The 20,111-nt window shown below is 63.4% G+C and carries 23 protein-coding genes; 11 read left to right on the top strand and 12 right to left on the bottom strand.

Annotation, left to right across the window (positions count from 1 at the left end):
• Positions 1 to 170: 170 nt before the first annotated feature.
• The 12 genes from J8X26_RS19940 to J8X26_RS19995 form a co-directional block, all read right to left on the bottom strand.
• Positions 171 to 560: a hypothetical protein gene (locus tag J8X26_RS19940; RefSeq protein ID WP_208951732.1), complete on the bottom strand. Its 390-nt coding sequence runs from the start codon at positions 558 to 560 to the stop codon at positions 171 to 173.
• On the bottom strand, positions 557 to 1,189 hold the full coding sequence (locus J8X26_RS19945) for an HAD family phosphatase (RefSeq protein ID WP_208951733.1): 633 nt from the start codon (positions 1,187 to 1,189) through the stop codon (positions 557 to 559). Before J8X26_RS19945 ends, J8X26_RS19940 begins: the two co-directional genes overlap by 4 nt.
• Entirely contained in the window at positions 1,180 to 1,818 is a 639-nt protein-coding gene (locus J8X26_RS19950; protein ID WP_208951734.1) for a hypothetical protein, read from the bottom strand. The genes J8X26_RS19945 and J8X26_RS19950 overlap by 10 nt, the downstream gene beginning before the upstream one ends.
• Positions 1,819 to 1,820: 2 nt before the next feature.
• A complete protein-coding gene (locus tag J8X26_RS19955) occupies positions 1,821 to 2,543 on the bottom strand; it encodes an ABC transporter ATP-binding protein (RefSeq protein ID WP_208951735.1) in 723 nt (240 codons plus the stop codon).
• A complete protein-coding gene (locus J8X26_RS19960) occupies positions 2,540 to 3,382 on the bottom strand; it encodes an ABC transporter permease (protein WP_208951736.1) in 843 nt (280 codons plus the stop codon). Before J8X26_RS19960 ends, J8X26_RS19955 begins: the two co-directional genes overlap by 4 nt.
• A 7-nt stretch (positions 3,383 to 3,389) precedes the next feature.
• Positions 3,390 to 4,391 (bottom strand): WavE lipopolysaccharide synthesis family protein, encoded by a 1,002-nt coding sequence (locus tag J8X26_RS19965; RefSeq protein ID WP_208951737.1) that lies wholly within the window; start codon positions 4,389 to 4,391, stop codon positions 3,390 to 3,392.
• The gene (locus tag J8X26_RS19970; protein WP_208951738.1) at positions 4,378 to 4,764 is read right to left on the bottom strand and encodes a hypothetical protein; all 387 of its coding nucleotides are present in this window, start codon (positions 4,762 to 4,764) and stop codon (positions 4,378 to 4,380) included. Before J8X26_RS19970 ends, J8X26_RS19965 begins: the two co-directional genes overlap by 14 nt.
• Positions 4,751 to 6,466, bottom strand: coding sequence for a hypothetical protein (locus J8X26_RS19975; protein ID WP_208951739.1), 1,716 nt, complete (start codon positions 6,464 to 6,466; stop codon positions 4,751 to 4,753). The genes J8X26_RS19970 and J8X26_RS19975 overlap by 14 nt, the downstream gene beginning before the upstream one ends.
• Positions 6,457 to 7,233 (bottom strand): glycosyltransferase family 2 protein, encoded by a 777-nt coding sequence (locus tag J8X26_RS19980; protein ID WP_208951740.1) that lies wholly within the window; start codon positions 7,231 to 7,233, stop codon positions 6,457 to 6,459. Before J8X26_RS19980 ends, J8X26_RS19975 begins: the two co-directional genes overlap by 10 nt.
• Positions 7,227 to 7,538, bottom strand: a complete 312-nt coding sequence (locus J8X26_RS19985) for a hypothetical protein (RefSeq protein ID WP_244370715.1) — start codon at positions 7,536 to 7,538, stop codon at positions 7,227 to 7,229. Before J8X26_RS19985 ends, J8X26_RS19980 begins: the two co-directional genes overlap by 7 nt.
• Positions 7,539 to 7,578: 40 nt before the next feature.
• The gene (locus tag J8X26_RS19990; RefSeq protein ID WP_244370717.1) at positions 7,579 to 9,345 is read right to left on the bottom strand and encodes an O-antigen ligase; all 1,767 of its coding nucleotides are present in this window, start codon (positions 9,343 to 9,345) and stop codon (positions 7,579 to 7,581) included.
• A 162-nt stretch (positions 9,346 to 9,507) separates the two neighbouring features.
• Entirely contained in the window at positions 9,508 to 9,762 is a 255-nt protein-coding gene (locus J8X26_RS19995) for a FaeA/PapI family transcriptional regulator (protein WP_208951742.1), read from the bottom strand.
• Between the two features lie 625 nt (positions 9,763 to 10,387).
• Between J8X26_RS19995 and J8X26_RS20000 the strand changes: the two genes are divergently transcribed.
• From J8X26_RS20000 to J8X26_RS20050, 11 genes are all read left to right on the top strand, one after another.
• Positions 10,388 to 10,906 carry a fimbrial protein gene (locus J8X26_RS20000; protein ID WP_208951743.1) on the top strand — a complete coding sequence of 173 codons (519 nt, stop codon included), beginning with the start codon at positions 10,388 to 10,390 and terminating at the stop codon, positions 10,904 to 10,906.
• A 58-nt stretch (positions 10,907 to 10,964) separates the two neighbouring features.
• A complete protein-coding gene (locus tag J8X26_RS20005; RefSeq protein WP_307803486.1) occupies positions 10,965 to 11,507 on the top strand; it encodes a fimbrial protein in 543 nt (180 codons plus the stop codon).
• A gap of 143 nt (positions 11,508 to 11,650) precedes the next feature.
• A complete protein-coding gene (locus J8X26_RS20010; RefSeq protein WP_244370719.1) occupies positions 11,651 to 14,125 on the top strand; it encodes an outer membrane usher protein in 2,475 nt (824 codons plus the stop codon).
• A gap of 73 nt (positions 14,126 to 14,198) precedes the next feature.
• Positions 14,199 to 14,948, top strand: coding sequence for a fimbria/pilus periplasmic chaperone (locus J8X26_RS20015; protein WP_208951745.1), 750 nt, complete (start codon positions 14,199 to 14,201; stop codon positions 14,946 to 14,948).
• A 32-nt stretch (positions 14,949 to 14,980) separates the two neighbouring features.
• Positions 14,981 to 15,574, top strand: a complete 594-nt coding sequence (locus J8X26_RS20020) for a fimbrial protein (RefSeq protein ID WP_208951746.1) — start codon at positions 14,981 to 14,983, stop codon at positions 15,572 to 15,574.
• Positions 15,567 to 16,070, top strand: coding sequence for a fimbrial protein (locus J8X26_RS20025; protein ID WP_208951747.1), 504 nt, complete (start codon positions 15,567 to 15,569; stop codon positions 16,068 to 16,070). The genes J8X26_RS20020 and J8X26_RS20025 overlap by 8 nt, the downstream gene beginning before the upstream one ends.
• Before the next feature lie 10 nt (positions 16,071 to 16,080).
• On the top strand, positions 16,081 to 16,569 hold the full coding sequence (locus J8X26_RS20030; protein WP_244370721.1) for a fimbrial protein: 489 nt from the start codon (positions 16,081 to 16,083) through the stop codon (positions 16,567 to 16,569).
• Between the two features lie 6 nt (positions 16,570 to 16,575).
• Positions 16,576 to 17,118 (top strand): fimbrial protein, encoded by a 543-nt coding sequence (locus tag J8X26_RS20035; RefSeq protein WP_244370723.1) that lies wholly within the window; start codon positions 16,576 to 16,578, stop codon positions 17,116 to 17,118.
• A gap of 172 nt (positions 17,119 to 17,290) precedes the next feature.
• A complete protein-coding gene (locus J8X26_RS20040) occupies positions 17,291 to 18,118 on the top strand; it encodes a hypothetical protein (RefSeq protein ID WP_208951748.1) in 828 nt (275 codons plus the stop codon).
• Positions 18,119 to 18,217: 99 nt separating this feature from the next.
• A complete protein-coding gene (locus J8X26_RS20045) occupies positions 18,218 to 18,907 on the top strand; it encodes an IS6 family transposase (protein WP_208951754.1) in 690 nt (229 codons plus the stop codon).
• 133 nt (positions 18,908 to 19,040) lie between these two features.
• On the top strand, positions 19,041 to 19,847 hold the full coding sequence (locus J8X26_RS20050) for a DsbA family protein (RefSeq protein WP_208951749.1): 807 nt from the start codon (positions 19,041 to 19,043) through the stop codon (positions 19,845 to 19,847).
• Positions 19,848 to 20,111 lie beyond the last annotated feature (264 nt).

The following is a 20,111-nucleotide window of genomic DNA, read 5'->3' on the forward strand; positions in this document are numbered from 1 at the left end:
ATCAGAGACATGGGAAGGAAACATTGTAAAAAAACAGCATGTTACCTGACAACGCCTTAATGCGACAGAACCCCATGGACGCCCGGTCCAGTGCCTGAAACATGTACTGCAGGCCCGCCGCAAAATACCGGTCCTAATCCAGAATCGTCAGCATCAACGGGCGTTCCATGTTATCCCCCGCTCAGCAACAGGGCCTGACGCCAGGCGTCTTCCAGCGTCAGCGCCGGTCCCGCCGGGTTGTGCGCCCGGATGGCATCCCGCGCGCACCGCCGGAACAGCCGGATATCCGGGAAGTACAGCGCCCCGCTGTCCGACGTATCCAGAAAAGATATCACCCCGCCCGGCAATGCCGGGGAGAGCAGCCTCTCCGGTAAGGGCAGTTTCGTGGTCAGCGCCACCGGGCCGCTCCACAGGCAGTCCTCCGCGTTATACAGCGCCCGGCACAGCGACGCCACCGGCAGGCCGGATGGTGGGGTCAGGCCGCACCAGACCGTCGACCAGTTCGCCGGTACCCGCGCCGGCGGGGCGGGGGTCAGTAACAGCAAAAGGGGATGCATCATGACGTCTGCTCACACTCCTGAATAAATGAATGAATTCGCGCCCAGCTCACGTCTCCCGGATGGCTGACGGCCAGTACATGCGCGCCGCTGGCCCGCGCCGCCGCAATGCCGTGCGGGTTATCCTCCACCACCACGCACGCCTGCGGCGACAGCCCCAGCATCCGGATGGCCGTGTGGTAAATCTCCGGGTCGGGCTTCCCCCGGCTGACGTCCTCGTTCGACAGGTAAAAATCCAGGAACGGCAGCAGCTGCGCCCGGGCGAGCATCGTCTCCATGCTCGCCCGGATGGAGTTCGACGCCACTGCCACCCGGTAACCGTGGTGCCGCAGCTGCGCCAGCGCATACTGGTGTTGAAAATCCGGCCAGCAGTGCTGCCAGATTTCCTGCAGGGTGTACGTCTGCTTCAGCTCATTAATCAGCGGATGCAGACTCTCCGGCAGCCCGTACCGTGCCGTCAGCCGGCGCAGTTTGTCCTGGGTCGGCAGCCCGTCGAACTCCCCCTCATGGGCCGTCCTGTCGATGGTCAGACCGAACAGCCCCAGCGCCTGGTTCAGCGCCCGGTAGTGCCATTCCCGGGCGTCAATCAGCACCCCGTCCATATCAAAAATGACACCCTGTATTACGCACATTTCAGTTTCCTCTCTGTGTGGCGGGGATGGTCGGTACACACCATCAGGTGCGGGTGTTCCCGGACCCCCGCCGGCAGGGCGCGAAGCGCCGTCATAAAATCGTCCGCAGCACATCCGTGCAGCTCCGGGGACACCAGACACACGATTTTCCCCTGCCCCAGCCAGCGCTGCAGCAGGCGGGCCTCCGGCGCCTGGGGCGGAAAACCGTCCACCCAGACCGCGCCGGCCCGCGTGCAGAGCCGGCCCTCCGGCTCGTACTCGCTGACGCGCGCGGCGCTGACCAGCCCTGCCTGCAGGCAGGCCAGGGTGTCGGGGACCGACATATCGAAGCAGAAATACCGGTCCACGCCGTAACACCTCAGTAGTTTTTTCAGCGGCGCCGCCAGCCCGTCGGCCTTCAGGTTCAGCGCCAGCCAGCCGGGTCGCCCGGCCAGCCGGTAGTCGTCCAGCACGGTCTCCAGCGTCAGTGCGCCGCGGCCGGGCATGTCGTGGCTGATGACCAGCTCGCCGTCCAGGTCCCGGACGTCGGTCTCCACGCCGAAACCGGCCCGGAAGGCCCGGTCCAGCGCCTCCCGGGTGTTCTTCTCTTCCGGGGTGCGCCACCGCCCCCGGTGCGCCAGTATGTGCATGGCTAAACCTCCTTCTGAGTATGGTAATGGTGCAGGGCGTCAGATATGCCGCCGCGGAATGTCAGGCGGCCGTGGGACAGCACCAGCCCCTGGCTACAGGTGGCGGCAAGCTGGGCGTCGTCATGGCTGACCAGCACGAGCGTTCCCCCCTGCTGCCGGAAATGCTGAATACGCGCCAGGCAGCGCTGGCGGAAAAGGTGGTCCCCGACCGCCAGCGCCTCGTCGATGACCAGAATGTCGCTGTCCAGATGGACGCCGACGGAGAAGGCCAGCCGCAGGAACATGCCGGACGAGTAGGTCCGGACCGGCAGGCGTATGTCGTTCTCCAGCCCGGCGAACGCGATGATAGCGTCCAGCCGCTGCCGGACCCGGCGCGGCGACATCCCCAGCATGGCCCCCGCCAGAAAAATATTCTCCCGCCCGCTCAGGTCGTGATGGAACCCGGCCCCCACTTCCAGCAGGGACGACATCCGCCCGTGCACCCGGATATGCCCGGTCGTGGGACGGGTCACCCGGGTCAGCAGTTTCAGCAGGGTGGATTTCCCGGCGCCGTTGTGCCCGAGAATCCCCAGCGCCTCCCCGGCGCGCAGGTGAAAGCTGATGTCTTCCAGCGCCGTGAAGGCCGGGCGCGGCGGCGGACGCCGGAAGGCCAGCGCCGTGCGCAGGGTCCCGCCGCTGAGCGTCTGTGCTGGGTAGCGTTTGGTGACGTGGCTGAAGGTGATCATTCGTGCTCCATGGCCCGCGATTCATAGCGGACAAAGCAGACATACCCGGCCGCGGCAGTCAGCAGCGCCCCGACCAGCCCGGTCAGTAGCGCGGCCGGGGACGGGAGCGCGCCGCCGAGCAGCACATGGCGGAAGAGGGCCACCTGGGGGGCCAGCGGATTCAGCAGGACGGCGTGCCAGCGGGGCGGCAGCAGTCCCGGCGTCCAGACCACCGGCGTGGCATAGAACAGCGCCTGCAGCAGCAGGGGAACCAGGTGGCGGATGTCGCGAAAGCGCAGGCGGGCGATGGCCAGCAGACAGCCGGCGCCCCAGCCGGCCAGGGCGGTCAGCACGCCGCTGAGCAGCAGCAGAGGCAGGGCCGGCAGCTCCACGGGCATCCCGCTCAGCAGGCAGAGGCCGGTCAGCAGCGCCAGCATCAGCACAAAATCCACCATCCCCACGCCGGCCGCCGCCAGGGGCAGGGCGATGCGGGGGAACCAGACCTTCTTCACCAGAGGCAGGTTGTTCAGCAGGGACTCGCTGACGGCTTGTACAGTGGTGGCAAACAGCATCCACAGCACCAGGCCACAAAGCAGGACCAGGGGGTAAGGCGCGGTCACGTCCGGGGGCGAGAAACGGACCATCAGGCCGAAGACCCCCCAGTACATCGCCAGATGCAGCGCCGGGTTGACCAGCGCCCACAGCCAGCCCAGGCTGGTCTGCCGGTAGCGCACGGTCAGGTCCCGCCGGACCAGCTGCCCCACCAGAAAACGAAACTGCCAGAGCTCGGCCAGCGTGGCGTGGCTGTCCGGCGTGGAAAGAAAACCTCCGGTAGCGCGGCGGCGGAATAAGGCGGTCATGGCACGATTATCCTCTGTGGGTGGTGAACAGGCGTTTTGCCAGCCGGCGAAGACCCGGATGACGCAACAGTTGAGCGCGCAGGCGATAGCCGCCGCGCCAGAGCCCGGTGAGCAGGCGGCTGAACAGCGCCCGCACCGGTGCCGGTCGCCCGTCGCCGGCCCGGTGCCGCCAGCGGGTCGGCGTGTAGAGGCTGAACAGCCCGCGCAGCGGGTAGCGGCGCCAGTATTTCGGCCAGTGCAGCCCGAGCTGCCGCGGGGTAAAGGGCATAAAATTGGCCAGATAGAACTGCTCCGAATCCCCGACATCCTGCGCTGAGGTGCTGAAATTCCCCGCCCAGCGCGGCCGCCCGGTCACCTGCGCGATGGCGTGCACCCAGAACCACTGCTCCGGGACGTAGCGCCAGGCGCACCAGAGCCCCGGCATGCGGGCGGGCCGGAACAGGCTGGCGTCCGCCGGCGGCGCGCTGAAGAACAGCCGCACGTCGGCGGTCAGCCCGGCCAGCAGAATGTCCCCCGGGTGATAGAGGAACGGCAGGCTGCCTTTCGGATCCCGCGCAAACCAGGTGGCATTGATGACCCGGCGCCGGAACACGCGGTAAGCCGGCGGGCGCGGCGGCCCGGCGTCCTGCAGCACCGCCTGCTCCAGCAGACACAGCAGGGCGCGGGAGCTTAGCCAGGTGTCGGTGCGCAGCTTGATGGCCAGCGGATGGCTGGCGGCGTCCAGCCCGGCGAGGGTGGACTGACGCAGGCGGTTCAGGTTGCAGTGCCAGCGCCCGGACGCGTCCTCACCAACCAGCGGACCCGGATCGTCGCTCAGCACCAAGCGGACCCCCATGGCCTGCAGACGGACGGTCAGCAGGCTGTCCTCCGCCGGCGTCTGGCGCCAGGTGGAGACAATCATCTCCGCCTCGGGAAAGGCCCGCCGGGTCTGACGCAGGGCGTGGTATACCTGCCCTGTCATGACGTCGACCGGGCCTTGGAAGACAATACTGAGGTTACTCGTCAGCATAAGGTGTTCTCCGTCTCCGCCGGAACAGGCGGGCCGGCAGGGGGCATGCGCGCCGCAGCCACGCCAGCGCCAGGCGGAGCATCAGGCGGTTCACCGGGGCGGGTCCCGGGGTCTGTATCCACGTCCTCTGGCGCTGGCGGAGCGCGTTACCGGTGAGGATCAGACAGACACCCGGTTGCCGCGACGGGGTGAGGGCGCAGAAGTGCGCCAGCACCGGCCAGAGCCGCTGGGGGACATCGTCCCGGCCGGTCTGTTGCAGCACCACCACGCGGCGCTGCGCGTCCGGACACCCCGGCAGGGGGGCGGAGCCGTGGAGCCACGCCGACAGCGCCGCGGTGTCGGCGTGCCGCACCTGAATATCAGCGGGCGTCATGCGGCACCTCCGTCTCTGCCGGCAGCGCCCGGGCCAGCTCCCGCCAGAGCGCGGGCAGGGACAGGCGGAGCTGCGCATGCCGGCTGCCATAGCGCAGCCACAGGGCGCTGAGCAGGCTGCCGGCGAACCGGGCAACCCGCGACGGCGGCACCGGTTCATCCGGCAGGAACGGCGAACTGAATGGATTATTACGCACCTGACGCAGCAGACCCGGGTGACGGAGCAGCGCCACCTTTTTCCGGGCCGGCGTGTCACGGCCGGCCAGGTACGCCTCCAGCGCGACCGCCTCGGCGGGCACCGGGGCTTCGCAGAGGACGAACCGGTACCAGTCACGAAGCAGGGAGGGCGCCTCGCCGCGGGCGGCCCAGAGCAGGCGGACAATCAGGCGATAGCGTCCCACGCCGGACAGGCGCCGCGGCATGAGGTCCACCATGTCGCTGTCGGCGGCGTACCGGATGGCAAACTGGCGCAACCTCCAGAGACCGTCCGTCTCCGTCAGGCCCAGGTGAGGCCGGCGGGGCAGAAGACCGTGTCCGGCCGGCCGGTCTGCCCGGACCTGCCCCCCGCGGGTCAGCCCGCTCCGGTGCCCGAGAATAATACTCCGGCACGACAGCGTCTGCGTCAGGCCGTACGGGTTGATGCGCACGGGGATCCCCGCGGCGGCGGCGCAGAAGGCCTGCTCCATATCTTCATGATCCTGCCAGTACAGGTCCTCATTCTGCGGGACGTGCATCCAGACGGCGCGCTTGCACAGGCACAGACTGCCGGTCAGGTAATCCTGGCCGAAGGCGCTGCGGGCCGGGTGCTGAATGTACAGGGGCTGAAACGCCAGCCCGGCGGCGGCCTCCCGGGAGAGGCGGCCGGCAGGCCAGCCCGGCGGAAAGGCGTCTGCCGTGGTCCCGAAATCGGAGTAACGCAGGGGCAGGGTCTGTCCCCGGCCGCTGAACCAAAACGACTGGAAGCCGGTCAGGGGAAAATCATCGCCGAACTGCTGCACCGCGGCGTAAAACCGGCGGGGCAGCAGCACCCGGTCATGAAGCAGACACAGGTTCGGAAAGCGGGCCGCCCGGGCCAGGGTGTTCTTCTTGCGGGTGATGTGCAGCGGCGTGTCGGGGATGTCATCCCCCACCACCCGCACCCGGTCCCCGTAGCGAAAGCCGTCCGGTGGCCGGCCGCACAGCAGAATGTCGGTCTGCGGTACCTCCAGTTCCAGAATGCGCGCCACGCAGTGGTTCAGGGCGGTGGCGTCGGCGCCGCCGGTGGGAATACCAAAACTCCAGGCGTCGAGCCCGCGTTCGGCCTCGGTAGGGAGCGGCACCACTTTGGTAAAGCACAACAGACCATCCGTGACACAGCGGGTGGCCCGGAAGGCCGGGCGATACCAGCTGCGGGTCAGCAGGGCGGCCACATTGTCAGAGTGCTGCAGGTACAGGCGGCGCCCGACGGCCATCCGGTGGGCGATGTCCCAGAGCAGCAGGGCAAACAGCGGCGTATGGTCAAAATATGACAGGACGATATCCCCGTCCGGCAGGGGCGCCATCCGGCTGCAGGCATCCAGTGTCTGCGCTGGGGCCGGCACCCGGGCAAAGGTCAGCACGGTGGTCTGCTCCGGACAGGCCACCGTCAGCTCCCGCGGTGAGAACGCGACCGGGCAGGGCGGGTAACGCAGGGCCCGGCGGTGTGACAGCGCCATCAGATACATGTGCCCGCCTTTACCGACATCAGGGCCTGCTCATGCGCCGGGTGCGCCAGAAAGGCCGCCAGATCGTCCGGGGTGCCGAGACCGTGCATTCCGTCGCCGTCCCGGCCGGTGCTGTACACCCCGACACGGGCGCCGGTTTCCCGGATCAGGCGGGTGTAGACCGGCGCCACGTAGAACTCGCCCTGGCTGCGCTCGCCCGCGGCAATCATCGCCCGGGCGTGGCGGCAGAAGTCGTGCCCACGGCGGAAGTTGTAGATCCCGACGGTGGCCATCTCCGAGACCACCTCCTTTTCCACCACCCGGGTCACCAGGCCACGCCGGTTCAGGCAGGCATAGGACCATTTCGAGGACGTGGCCTGCATGGTCATCAGCAGACCGTCCAGCCGGCGGGACGTGAGGGTGGCCAAGTAGGCATCGATGTCCGCGCGGATCCACTGATCGGCATTGGCAATCATCAGCGGCTCGTCGCTGTCAATAAAACGGGCCGCATGGAGGACGGAGCAGGCCGCCCCCGCCGTGACGCCGGTCAGCCCGATGATGTGGCAGCCCGGCGCCAGGGCATACAGACGTGGGGCGAACCGGTAACGCTCCAGATGCGCCTGCTGGCAGACAAAAATAAACCGGTGCGGGCAGGACGGACGCAGGCTGGCGATGACCAGCTCGATCATCGGCACCCCCGCCACCGGGATAAAGGGTTTTGGATCGGTGTAGCCGGCCTGCGCAAAGCGGGTACCTTTGCCGGCCATCGGGATAACGATATTCAGCATGCGGATGCTCCGGTGATAAATTTGTCATTCAGGACGCCCGGGTGTTTGACCACCACGGTCATGCAGTCCTCGAGCGCCACAAAGGCCGCCTCAGTGCCCGGCGCCAGCGTCAGAATATCGCCCGGGAGCAGCAGCTCCCCGGCCATGTTCGCCCGTCCGGACAGCAGCAGGGTGATTTCCGTGGCCTGACGGTGCACGTGGGGCAGGCCACGGTAACCGGCCGGGAAAACCTGCACGGCCACCTCCACGTCAGCGGTGGTGTGGGCCGCCGGGGAAAAGGCCCCCACAAACCAGCCGCCGGTCATCTTATCCAGCCGGTGGCGGGTGAGGCCCTTAGCGGGCCGGTCAGTCAGAGAATGTGGACACATCGCGGTGTTCCTGTCGGACAGAGGGGTCATTGAGCTGGCAGTGAAAACGCGGATCCCGGGCAAAACTGCGGCACCCGCGTTGCTGCCAGTAAAGGGCATCGGTAAAGCGGTGTTCGCTCAGCGCAATCTGCTGCAGGGTGGCCGTCAGGCTGGCGTCGTTGTGGCGTGACAGCCAGTCGGTCGCCCGGGCCCGGAAGGCGCCGATCAGCGCTGGATCCTGCGTCAGGTTGTAGGTCATCAGATCGCTGACGGCCTGGTCGAACAGCAGGCGATCGGACTGGGCGTACGGGTTGAGCAGCTGCGTGAGCGGCGTCGGATCCATCAGGTGAAAGCGCTCGGCGTCCTGAAGGCGGAATGCCGACTGCAGCGCGGTGGCTATGAACAACGCCCCCGCGGCACACACGACCAGGCCGGCGACGACCCCGCCCCGGACCCGACGGTGAGGGCGGGGAGGACAGGAGAGAAGCCTCCTCGCCCCCGACGGCAGCGCCAGCCGCAGCAGGACGGCCAGCAGAATACCGTGGGCAGCCGACAGGTACAGGGGGAGCTCGGTCATCAGGTGCAGGGCCAGCGGCAGAACCAGCACCCCGCGGGCCGCCACGCGCCAGCGCCGCGGCGCCGTCACCACGTTTAGGACCGGCCAGGCCAGCACGCCGCCCCACAGCAGCAGCCCGGCGAGCGCCGCCAGTCCGCCCTCACTCCAGACGTACAGCAGCTCGTTATGCGGGTGGGTCACCGTGACGGTGAACGGGTTGACGATGCCCGCCGATGACAGCGCCTCCGGGAAGCGGGTTTCGAACGTGGCCAGCCCCTGGCCGGCCAGGGGCTGGTCGGCAATCATCGCCCGGGCCCCCTGCAGCATTACCCGGCGTTCGTGCCCGGACTGCTGGCGGCTCCAGGCGAGACGCCCGGCGGTGTCGGTCGGGCGAACGTCACCGGCCTGCGTCACGGGCAGCGCCGCCGGTCGGGCGAGTCCCCCGGCGTGGCCGGCGAGTCCCCCGGCCAGCAACAGGGCCACTAGGAGACCCCGGCGGGAGACGGGCGTGAAGCGGGCCAGTATCAGTAGCATGATGGCGGCCAGCCCGCCCCCGAGCAGGGCGGTGCGGGATTCGGTCATCACCAGCGCGGCGCTGAGGATAACCACCGCGACGCCCCGCGCGGCGAAGGCGCGCCAGGACATCGCCGGCATGCTCCGCCAGAGGGCGCACAGCAGCCCGGTCGCCAGGAAGGACCCCAGCAGGTTGGTCTGCAGCAGGGTCCCCGTGGGGCGGCCGTTCATCTGCGTAAAGGAGTAGTGCAGCAGGGCATGTGCCTGTGCCGGAAACCAGAGCTGGAGCCCCACAAACGCGGACTGTATCAGGGCGGCCAGCACCACCAGGGCGTAGAGGCGGTCACGGACGGCGCCGCGAAACGGGTACTGCCGCAACGCCAGGAAGAACAGCAGCAGGGCCCCCATTCCTGCGAGCCGCCAGAGCGCCGCCAGGCGAAAGCCGTCGGGCGTCCACAGCAGCGGCAGGCTCATCAGCAGCAGACCCGCCAGCAGGACACGGGCCTGCCAGCCGCCGCGCCACTGTCGCCGGTGGCGCACGACCCACAACAGCGCCGCACTGCACAGCGCGCCCCACAGCCAGACCAGCAGGCTGAGCGTCACTGTCAGCCCCTGTCCCGGCAGGGTCGGCCAGGGCAGGGACAGGATGAGCAGCAGCAGGCCCGGGAAGACGACACTCCCGCTCAGACTACGCATGGCGACAGGCCCCTTTCCGGGTTTTACCCCTTAAGGGGTGACCCGATGCCACCCCTTCCGGGTATAAAACAGAAAATAACGGCTCAGAAATGCCTGGATATGCCATGAAAATGAATAAGCAATCGCCGGTTTTCCGAATATTTTCCCGATAAAAAAGGTGACTCATATCATGTTTCCGGTCGGCTTCCAGTTCAGTGCTGTTTTTTTATCCGTCGGTCGGTGAATGACCGCACCGCATTCCTCCAGGCGCATCAGATAATGCCTGGCCCGGTAAATGGTAATATCGCATTGCTCGGCAATATCCCGGGTGGTGACCCAGCCGATTTCTTTTTCTTTCTGCACTTTTTTATTCAAGAAAATTTTAATAATGGCATCCAGAACAACCCGGTCATTCTGACTCAGTGGTTTATTTTCCATACGTATTTAGTCCATCTCTTTGACGGTATTTATATAAAAAGTTAATAAAACAAGAATAATACGAGATGTGTATAACACTATCTTTTAACGTATTTAACATATAAGAAACAAACATCAATGAGTGATATTTTATACTGTAAATTCGTATTTAGCGATCTTTTAGATCGAAAAATAAGTACATATAGATATTGATTCTATCAATGAGCCCATTGCGATGCTAAAAATCGCGATAATGACCCTTTTCCCAGGGTTAAAGTTTTAAATTTCGAATTATCCGTTATTTCATTTTTACGTTTGTCAACTTTTGAAAATGCGTGCGATAATTTTCACGCCGGGAGAGAAATAACATTCCCCGAAGAAATAAGAGAAATATAATGGATGAGTTTTTGTTTCCTGCTTCGTCCTGGAAAGATGAAGTCCGCTGTCTCTTTGCGTGAATGTTGCTATTTGCAGTCTTTCTTTTACCCGGCACATATCGGGTCCGTTTATTTATAAACAACCTACCGGGTTGCTCATAAGAAATGCAAACACCGCCTTCCGGGTTTAATTATTACCGCGGATGCGGGCGGCTGTTTGCATCCGTGGAATAACCCACACTTCATTTTGTATTAAGGAAACGAATTGCATGAAACTGAATAAAGCTCTGCTCGCGGTATCTGTTGTTATGGGGATGTCTTCTTTCGCTCACGCGGCCGACCAGGGCCATGGCAAGGTGACCTTCCACGGGACCATCATCGACGCGCCGTGCTCCATCGACGCGAATTCCATTGACCAGAAAATAGAACTGGGCTCTATCGCCAACGTCGCGCTGGAAAACGGTGGCTCCTCCACGCCGACCCCGTTCCAGATCCTGCTGAAAGACTGCTCCCTGGCCACCGCACAGACCGTGACCACCACCTTCAGCGGTATGGAAGGTGTTGACGGCAAACTGGGCATCGCCGGCTCCGCCAGCGGCGCGGGCATCGTCCTGACCGACGGTGACGGCAGCAAAATCACCCTCGGCAAGCCGAACAAAGGTCAGGAAATCCCGGCCGGTGCCACGAATGCCACCCTGGAATTCGCCGCCTACGTTCAGGGCGACGGCGCCTCCGTCGTTCCTGGCGAGTTCACCGGTGTGACCGACTTCACTCTGTCCTACCAGTAAGCATGCTGCTCCGTACGCCTCGCGTACGGAGCCCTTCCGAACATGAAAGGAGTCCGTCGTGAGCACCACATCCCGCGTCATCATGCTGCTCTGCGCTGGCGCACTCTTCTGCGCTGAAGGGCAGGCCAGCGACCCCAAAAATCAGGGGACCGGTCAGGTCACCCTGAACGGGACCATTACCGAAACGCCCTGCGTCATTGACACACAGAGCCGTGACCAGAGCATCGACATGGGGGCGACCCCTGTCAGCACCCTCGCGCGCGACGGGCGCGGCGAGGCTCATCCTTTTCGTATCCGCCTAGTGAACTGTCGCCTGGCGCATCTCAATCCTTCCCTGCCTGACTGGCGTTACTTCCGGGCGACCTTTGAAGGCCCCGTCGATAACGGCCAGTTTGGCCTCAGCGGGGACGCCGGCGGTGTGGCGCTGATGCTGACCGACGCCGCCGGCAACGTAGCCCGGCCTGGGGAGCCTCTGCTGCCCGGCGAGCTGACCGGGGGCGACCAGGACCTGGATTACACCCTCCGTCTGGTCGGCAATCGCCAGGGGCTGCGGGCCGGGGACTTCCGCACCGCCCTGCGTTTCAGAATGGATTACTACTGAGCCGGAACCGGCTCCGCTTGCGCAGGCTGTCGCGGCACGGGGATGTCGCGGGGCCCGCCGTTTTTTCTCGGCTTTATTCGGGGTATCAGACTTATATGACCAGGCTCATTTCAACCGCACTCCATGCGCCACGCCTCCGGAAAATGGCTCTGTTACTGGCGGCCACCCTCGCCGGACCGTCGCTGTGCGTCGCCGCCGGGGACATTGAATTCAATACCGATATTCTGGACGTGCACGACAAGGCCAACATTGACCTGAGCCGTTTTTCCCGGGCGGGCTATATCATGCCCGGCAGCTACGTCATGACCCTGAAGGTCAACAAGGACGACATCCCGGACCAGAGCATCACCTGGGTGGCGCCGGAAAACGACCCGGACGGCAGCGTCCCGTGCCTGACCCCGGCCTTGGTCGACTTGGTCGGCCTCAAAGACCACGCGCGTCAGGGGCTCACCTGGTTCCACCAGGGACAGTGCCTGGCGCTCTCCAGTCTGCCCGGCAGCGAAGCCCGGGGCGACCTCGGTACCGCCACGCTGTACCTCAGTATTCCCCAGGCGTACCTAGAATACCGCGCCCCCAACTGGGACCCGCCGTCCCTCTGGGACAACGGTATCCCCGGCGTGCTGATGGACTACTACCTCAGCGGCCAGACTCAGCACGACGAGCGTTCCGGCGACAGCCGGTCACTCAGCGGCAACGGCACCGTGGGCGGCAACCTGGGCGCCTGGCGCCTGCGCGCCGACTGGCAGACGAATATGCGCCGCGGACAGGGGCAGAGCACCTCAGGCTGGGACTGGAGCCGCTACTATGCATACCGGGCCATCCCGTCGCTCGGTGCGAAGATGACGCTCGGCGAAAGCTCGCTCTACTCCGACATCTTTGACAGCTTCCGCTTCACCGGCGTGAGCCTCATCACCGACGACAACATGCTGCCGCCGAACCTGCGCGGCTACGCGCCGGAAGTGAGTGGCATTGCCAGAACCAATGCGAAGGTGATTATCAGCCAGCAGGGCCGGGTTCTCCAGGAGACTCAGGTCGCCGCCGGCCCCTTCCGCATTCAGAACCTCAACGACATGGTCAGCGGCACGCTCGACGTGCGGGTGGAAGAGCAGGACGGTACCGTCCAGCACTTCACCGTCAACACCGCCAGCGTCCCGTACCTGACCCGCCCCGGCATGGTGCGCTACAAGCTCGCCGCCGGCCGCCCGTCCGACTACCGTCACCGCACCAACGGCGATGCCTTCTCCATCGGCGAGTTCTCCTGGGGGGTCAACAACGGCTGGTCCCTCTACGGCGGCGGCACCGCCGGGCGCGACTACAACGCCCTGGCGCTCGGTATCGGCCGCGACCTGATGGCCTTCGGCGCGCTCTCCTTTGACATGACCCACTCCCGGGCCACCCTGCCGCAGGAGGATGGCGTCCTCCAGGGCGACTCCTGGCGCCTGAGCTACTCCAAGCGCTTCGACACCACCGGCAGCCAGGTGACCTTCGCCGGCTACCGCTTCTCCGAGCGCGACTTCATGAGCATGGGCGAGTACCTCGACGCCCGCCGCTACGGCGCCCGAGAAGGCAGCAGCAAGGAGATGTACACCGTCACCCTGAGCCAGCAGTTCTCCTCGCTGGGGCTCAGCGCGTACGCCAACTACAGTCACCAGACCTACTGGGACCGCCCGACCAATGACCGCTACACCATGACGATGTCCCAGTTCTTCGACGTCGGCGCGTGGCGCAACCTCAGTCTGTCGGCCACCGCGTACCGCAGCCGCTACTACAACACCACGGACAACGGCGCCTACCTCTCGCTGTCCATCCCCTGGGGGAACAGCGGTACGCTGAGCTACAGCGCCACCGTCAACCGAGACGACAACACCCACGAGGTCAGCTGGTACGACCGCCTCGGTGACCGGGACAACTACCAGCTGGCCTCCGGCATCTCCCGTCGCGGCGGGACCGCCCGGGCCTACTGGACCCACGACGGCGACATCGCCCGCGTGAACACCAACGCCAGCTACCAGGCCGGGCGCTACTCCGCCCTCAGCCTCAGCCTGCAGGGCGGCATGACCGCCACCACGAAAGGCGCGGCCCTGCACCGCGGCAGTACCCAGGGCGGTACCCGCATGATGCTGGACACCGGGGACGTCCCGGGCATCCCGGTCAAAGGCTACGGCAACGCCACCACCACCAACCACTTCGGCAAGGCCGTGGTCACCGACGTCAGCAGCTACTACCGCAACCGCGTCAGCATCGACCTGAACACCCTGCCGGACAACGCTGAGGCCGCGCAGTCGGTCGTGCAGGCCACCCTGACCGAAGGCGCCATCGGCTATCGCCAGTTCGACGTCGTCTCCGGAGCCCAGGCCTCCGCCGTCCTGCGCCTGGCCGACGGCAGCTTCCCGCCGTTCGGCGCGGAGGTGCAGAACGCCAGAGGGCAGAACACCGGCATCGTCGGCGACGAGGGCACCGTCTACCTAAGCGGTATCCGCCCGGGCGACACCATGCGGGTGCAGTGGGGCGACCAGCAGCAGTGCACGCTGTCGCTGCCCGCCGCGCTCCCAGCCGACCTGAGCCAGGGGCTGCTGCTCCCCTGCGGGCCGGCAGCCGGAATGCGCCCCCGCGGATAGCGCCGGACGACACACGAATAAATGAAGACACGAACAGACGAATACACGAACAAAAGAGGACAGATGAGACACCATGATGATGAACCGCAAACCGTTGCTGTGTACCGGCGCCGCCATACTGCTCTGCACCCTGACCACCCAGGCGCAGGCCTCCATTGCTCTGGACCGTACCCGGGTCGTGGTCCAGGGCGGGGACAAGTCCGTCAGCCTCGCCATCAGCAACGAGAATAAGTCGCTCCCTTACCTGGCACAGGGCTGGATTGAGGACACGAAGGGCAACAAAATCACCCACCCGATGACGGTGCTCCCGCCGGTGCAGCGCCTCGAGCCCGGCGCCCGCAGCCAAGTCCGGATCCAGACCCTGCCGGACATCGGCACGCTGCCTCAGGACCGGGAGTCCCTCTACTACTTCAACCTGCGCGAAATCCCGCCGCGCACCGACAAGCCCAACACCCTGCAGCTCGCCCTGCAGACCCGTATCAAGCTCTTCTTCCGCCCGAAGGCGCTGATTGCCGACAAGTCCGCCGCGCCCTGGCAGGAGAAAATCACCCTGACCCGCAGCGGGGACCGCTGGCAGGTGAACAACCCGACCCCGTACTACGTCACCCTGGTCGACGGCACGGACCGACCGGGCGGCGCATCCGCGAAGGACTTTAAACCGCTGATGCTGGGGCCCCACGGGCAGGGACAGCTCAGCGTGAGCGCCGGGGCGCTGGGCACCAGCCCGGTCCTGACCTACATCAACGACTACGGCGGACGCCCGCAGCTGAAGTTCACCTGCAGCGGCAGCACCTGTACCGCGTCCCCGGTGAAAGCTAAATAAGACATCACGCACCGGGTATCCGGAGGTAACGAATGAAAATGCACATCACACTCACCCGGACCGCGCCGATGCTGGTCGGGCTCCTGCTCTCCGGCGTGGCCGGGGCCGCCACGGTCCCGCCCGCCATCGACGGGGAGACCGGTGTCCTGCACGTCTACGGCTCCCTGACCGAGAGCCCCTGCCGGCTGGAGACCGCCTCCGCCTGGCAGGCCGTCGACATGGGCAACATCGCCAGCGCGCTACTGATGAAAGCCGGCGACCGGGGTCAGCCGGTCCGCTTCCAGCTGCGCCTGAAGGACTGCCAGGCCGTCACGGCCCGCAACATCGATGACCGTTCACAGAGTCTGCTGTGGAACCCGCATCAGCCGGCGGTCACCGTGCGCTTCACCGCCCCAGCCGACCCGACCCGCCCGGACCTGCTGGCCGTGGCCGGAGTCTCCGGGCTGGGCCTGCGCCTCACCGATGCTGCCGGCCGGGACGTTCCCCCCGGCAGCCGCGGGGCGCCGCTGCTGCTCACCCCGGGCCAGGATACCCTGACGTACACCCTGACGCCGGTACGCACCGCCGCGCCGCTGCGCGCCGGCGCCTGGCATGCGCTGGTCAATGTGGGGATGGAATATGACTAAGGTAACCCGTACCGCCCGTCCGGTCCTCAGCCTGCTGACCGGACTCAGTCTGCTGTCCGGGGCCGCGCAGGCCGGCACCTCCTCCGACACCCTGACGGTCAACGTCACGGTGATTGCCGAGCCCTGCACCATCAACGGCGGCAGTCCGGTCCAGGTGAACTTTGGCGATGACATACTGACCACCGGTGTGGACGGCGGCAGTTATATCCGGGACGTGGACTACAACCTCGCGTGCCCCGATGCCACAAACGATGACCTGAAAATGACCATCAGCGGCCCCAGTGCCGGGTTTGACCCGACTGTCCTGCAGGGGGACCAGCCGGCGCTGGGCATTAAGCTGCTGAGCGACGGCAGCCCCATGCCCCTGAACCAGCCCCTGAACTTCAACCGCAATACCCCGCCGCACGTACAGGCGGTACTGGTGAAGGACCCGGCCGGCACACTCGTCGCCGGGCCGATGGCGGTCTCGGCCACCATGATAGTGGAATACCAGTAAGGAGAGAGACATGACACGGTACGGTATCCGCACACTCCTGGTGATGAGCATCGCGCTGTTCTGCAGCAGCCTGCTGGCCACCGAGGTGCAGTTCCAGGGCACGCTGATTGAGCCGCCGCCCTGCACCATCAACAATGACCAGGCCGTCCTGGTGCCGTTTGGCAACAACGTCGGCATCAACAAGATTGACGGGGTGAACTACCGCCAGACGGTGGACTACCACCTGACCTGCGACAGCACCAGCCCACGGGACGGGCTGACGCTGGTCCTCAGCACCACCGCGGCCGCGTCGTACGACACGGCCGCGGTGAATACCGACATCACCGGACTCGGCGTCCGCCTCCTGGTGGACAGCGCCCCGGCGGTATTTGATACGCCGATACCGGTGGTCGAGATGGCGCAGCCGGTGATTGAGGCGGTCCCGGTGAAGGCCCCGGACGCCTCGCTGGCGGAAGGGCCGTTTAACGCCACCGTCACCCTGAAAGTCGTTTACCAGTAGGAGGACATGATGTTCCGACAATTTTTGTTCGTCATGCTGGCCATAGCCGCCGCCGGCCCGGGAATGGTGTCCCCTGCAAACGCCGCCGATGACAATGTGCACTTCACCGGCGCCCTGGTCGCGGAGCCCTGTGTGATACCGCCGGGCGAGGAGAGTATCCCGCTGGAGTTCGGGACGGTCATTGACAGGTACCTGTATGAGAACCAGCGCACGCACAGTGAGGACTTCACGCTGCACCTGACGGCGTGTGACCCGGCTATCGCCGGGACGGTCATCGTGACGTTCAGCGGCACCCCGAGCGGTCCGCTACCGGGTCTGCTGGCTCTGGACGGCGGCAGTGCGGCCACCGGCGTGGCCATCGGGCTGGAGAACGGTGACGGTAGCGCGCTGAAGCTGGAGGAGGCCACATCCCCGGTCAGTATCACGAACGGGGAGATGCGGCTGCCGTTCCGGGCTTATGTGCAGGCCGAGCCGCAGGCTGTCTCAGCGCACAGCATCGGCCTGGGGGAGTTCACCGCCACCGCCACGTTCAGTCTCAGCTATGAGTAAGGGCCTCGGCTATGAACAGAACCACGAACCGGACCGACAACTGTGAGCATCACCCGGGATACACACTGGCATCAGGCCTGGCTGTGCAGCCGGCAGAAGTACGCCCCGGCGCAGGCCCGCATATGGGGTGCTTTGTACCCAACATCGTTAACATCTATCGTCAAGGTATGCTATGAAAAAACTGATGATATCACCATTTGTATATATGATTTTTTTAGCCTTTGTTATCTTTTTTACTGGCACAACACATGTAATTGCCGGAGCTGCATTAACCGATTTCTCTCGAAATGGTAGTCGGGTATCTCTATCAGTTGTTGCATGGAGTGAAGCTGCAGGGGTGGCAAATCCGTGCTACGGTTACTCTTCTTGCTACATTGGACCTGAAGTTAGCTATACTACCTTCGGTATTGGCGGGTTATCTGGTTCATGCGATTCTGGTGCGTGTATCAGAGCTGAGGATTTGCCAACATTAGCTGATGTAGCCGAGCGTTATAAAAAAAAGCATCCACTTCCTTATACAGCAGTTTTTAATATCGATCACTTGCAGGATACATCTTCATGCGTTGGTATGACGTTCATAGGTACCCCCTCCTATGGAGGACACGCAGTATTACTTCCGGGAAGCACCTGTACAGTTATTCCGCCAGACAATAGTCGCTGTAGTATTGATATACCTCCATACATAGAACACGGAACTTTACCGGTAAGTGCCATTAATGGGAATACGGCCAGTGTGACTGGTTCGGCCGTATGTAATTTCGATGGTGAAGCTGTAATTACTACTAGTGCCGATGGCGGGACGAATTCTATTTATTTAAATGGGGTGAATTTAACGTCGCAGATAGAAGTAAATGGACATAATGCAACGGAGGGTATTGTTTTTAATGTATTGGCAAATCAGCCATCTACCTTAACATTTACATCAACATTGAGAGCCAATGGGCTAATTTCTTCTGGGGAATATAGTGGAACTGCCATTGTTTATGTAAATTATAATTGATTAGATATTTTACCAAGGCTCATTACCCCCTTTATTGTGGTTCTGTCGCATTAAGCCAGCGTCAGGTAACATGCTGTTTTTTTGTAATGTTGTCAGCCCCTGATCCGAAAAGCCTTTAAACGCCTGCATTATCCCGTCGATATTATCGCCCAGTGCGTCCGCTGGTACCTGGCGTACTCACTCAGCCTGCGTGATCTGGAGGAGATGATGGCAGAGCGCGGGGTTGTCGTTGACCATTCCACGCTTCACCGCTGGGTTATCCGCATGATGCCTCTGCTGGATAAGGCGTTTCGGCGGTATAAACGAGCCGTGGGGCGCCGCTGGCGAATGGACGAAACCTACATCAGAGTCAGAGGGCAATGGAAATATCTGTACCGCGCTGTTGATACCGAAGGTCAGACCATCGACTTTCTGCTGACGGCGAAGCGTGATGCGGCAGCCGCGCTACGTTTCTTCCGCAAGGCTGTCCGCCACCATGGTGAACCGGAAGTGGTGACCATTGATAAAAGTGGCGCCAATACGGCAGCGTTGACCACACTCAATGCCGGTAAATCAGCAGATGAAAGTATCAGAGTCAGGCAGAGTAAGTACCTGAATAACCTGATTGAGCAGGACCACCGTAACATCAAACGAAGGATAAGACTGATGACGGGATTCAAATCGTTCCGGCGGACGCAGACTGTCCTGGCAGGTATTGAGCTGGTACACATGATACGCAAAGGGCAGTATCAACATCCGGACGGTGACGGCCTGTCCCCGGCAGACCAGTTTTACCTGTTGGCTGCCTGAAAAGTAGCCAATGCGCCTTTTGCCGACCTGCTGTCGTTAATGCGACAGAACCAGCTGGCGCGGGTGCAGGCAGACAAACTGAAGAAACCGGCGGTGAAAGCCGTCGCTACAGATGAAAACAAGGAACATTAAAATGTTAACAGTAAAGCGCACCACACTGGCGGTGCTGATGGCCTGCGGTCTGCTGTCCGGTATGGCAAATGCAGCAGAGGCTGGAAAGCCTGCTGCAGTCTTCACGCCGGCGCAGGAAGCCCGTATTGGTGAAATCGCGAAAGACTACCTGCTGGCTCATCCTGAAGTGCTGGTTGAGGTCAGCCAGAAACTGCAAGCTCAGCAGCAGGAAAAGCAGCAGCAGGTGATGACGGCCGCCGTGATTCAGCATCAGGCCGCGCTACTGAACGATAAAGGCACGCCGTCATATGGCCCCGCCGATGCCAAAGTGACGGTCGTGGAGTTCTTCGATTACCAGTGCATCTACTGTGCCCGCCTGGCCCCTGAACTGGAGAAGGTGATAAAAGCCAACCCGGGCGTGCGCTTTGTGTTCAAGGAATTCCCGATATTTGGCCAGCGCTGGCCGGCGTCGCTGAGTGCGGCGAAAACAGGACTGCAGGTCTGGAAGCAGAAGGGAGCCGACGCTTACCTTAACTATCACAACGCGATTTACGCCACCGGGCACAACGAGGGCAAACTGACCGATGCTGATATCAGTGCGGCGGCAAAAGCCGTGAAATTTGATGCGAAGACAGCCCATGACGTTCAGGGAACCCTGGATGGCATAAACACGCTCGCGCAGCAGCTGGGCTTCAGCGGTACGCCAGCCCTGGTAGTCCTCCCGTCAACCGGCACCAGCGCTGATAACGTGACGGTTATCCCGGGATACACCAGTGCGGAGGCCCTGCAGCAGGCCATCCGTCATGCAGCCGGCGATATCAAAAAATAATCAGGCGTCCGCCACCTGAATCCGCTAAAAGATACTGACGCCTTCGCCCTGCTCAGTTGTCCAACCCCGGAGAAGGGTAAAAGCAAGTTTTCCCCGTCTCCGGCGTTTCTGGTTAACACATCCGAACAGTATTTCTGAGGTTATTTAATGTGTAAGTTCACCTTTCGCCAGCTGGCCGTGTCCGGTCTGGTTGGTTCTGTCGCATTAAGGCGTTGTCAGGTAACATGCTGTTTTTTTTTACAATGTTTCCTTCCCATGTCTCTG

Source organism: Rahnella sp. ChDrAdgB13 (assembly GCF_017655185.1).
Classification (GTDB): Bacteria; Pseudomonadota; Gammaproteobacteria; order Enterobacterales; family Enterobacteriaceae; genus Rahnella; species Rahnella contaminans.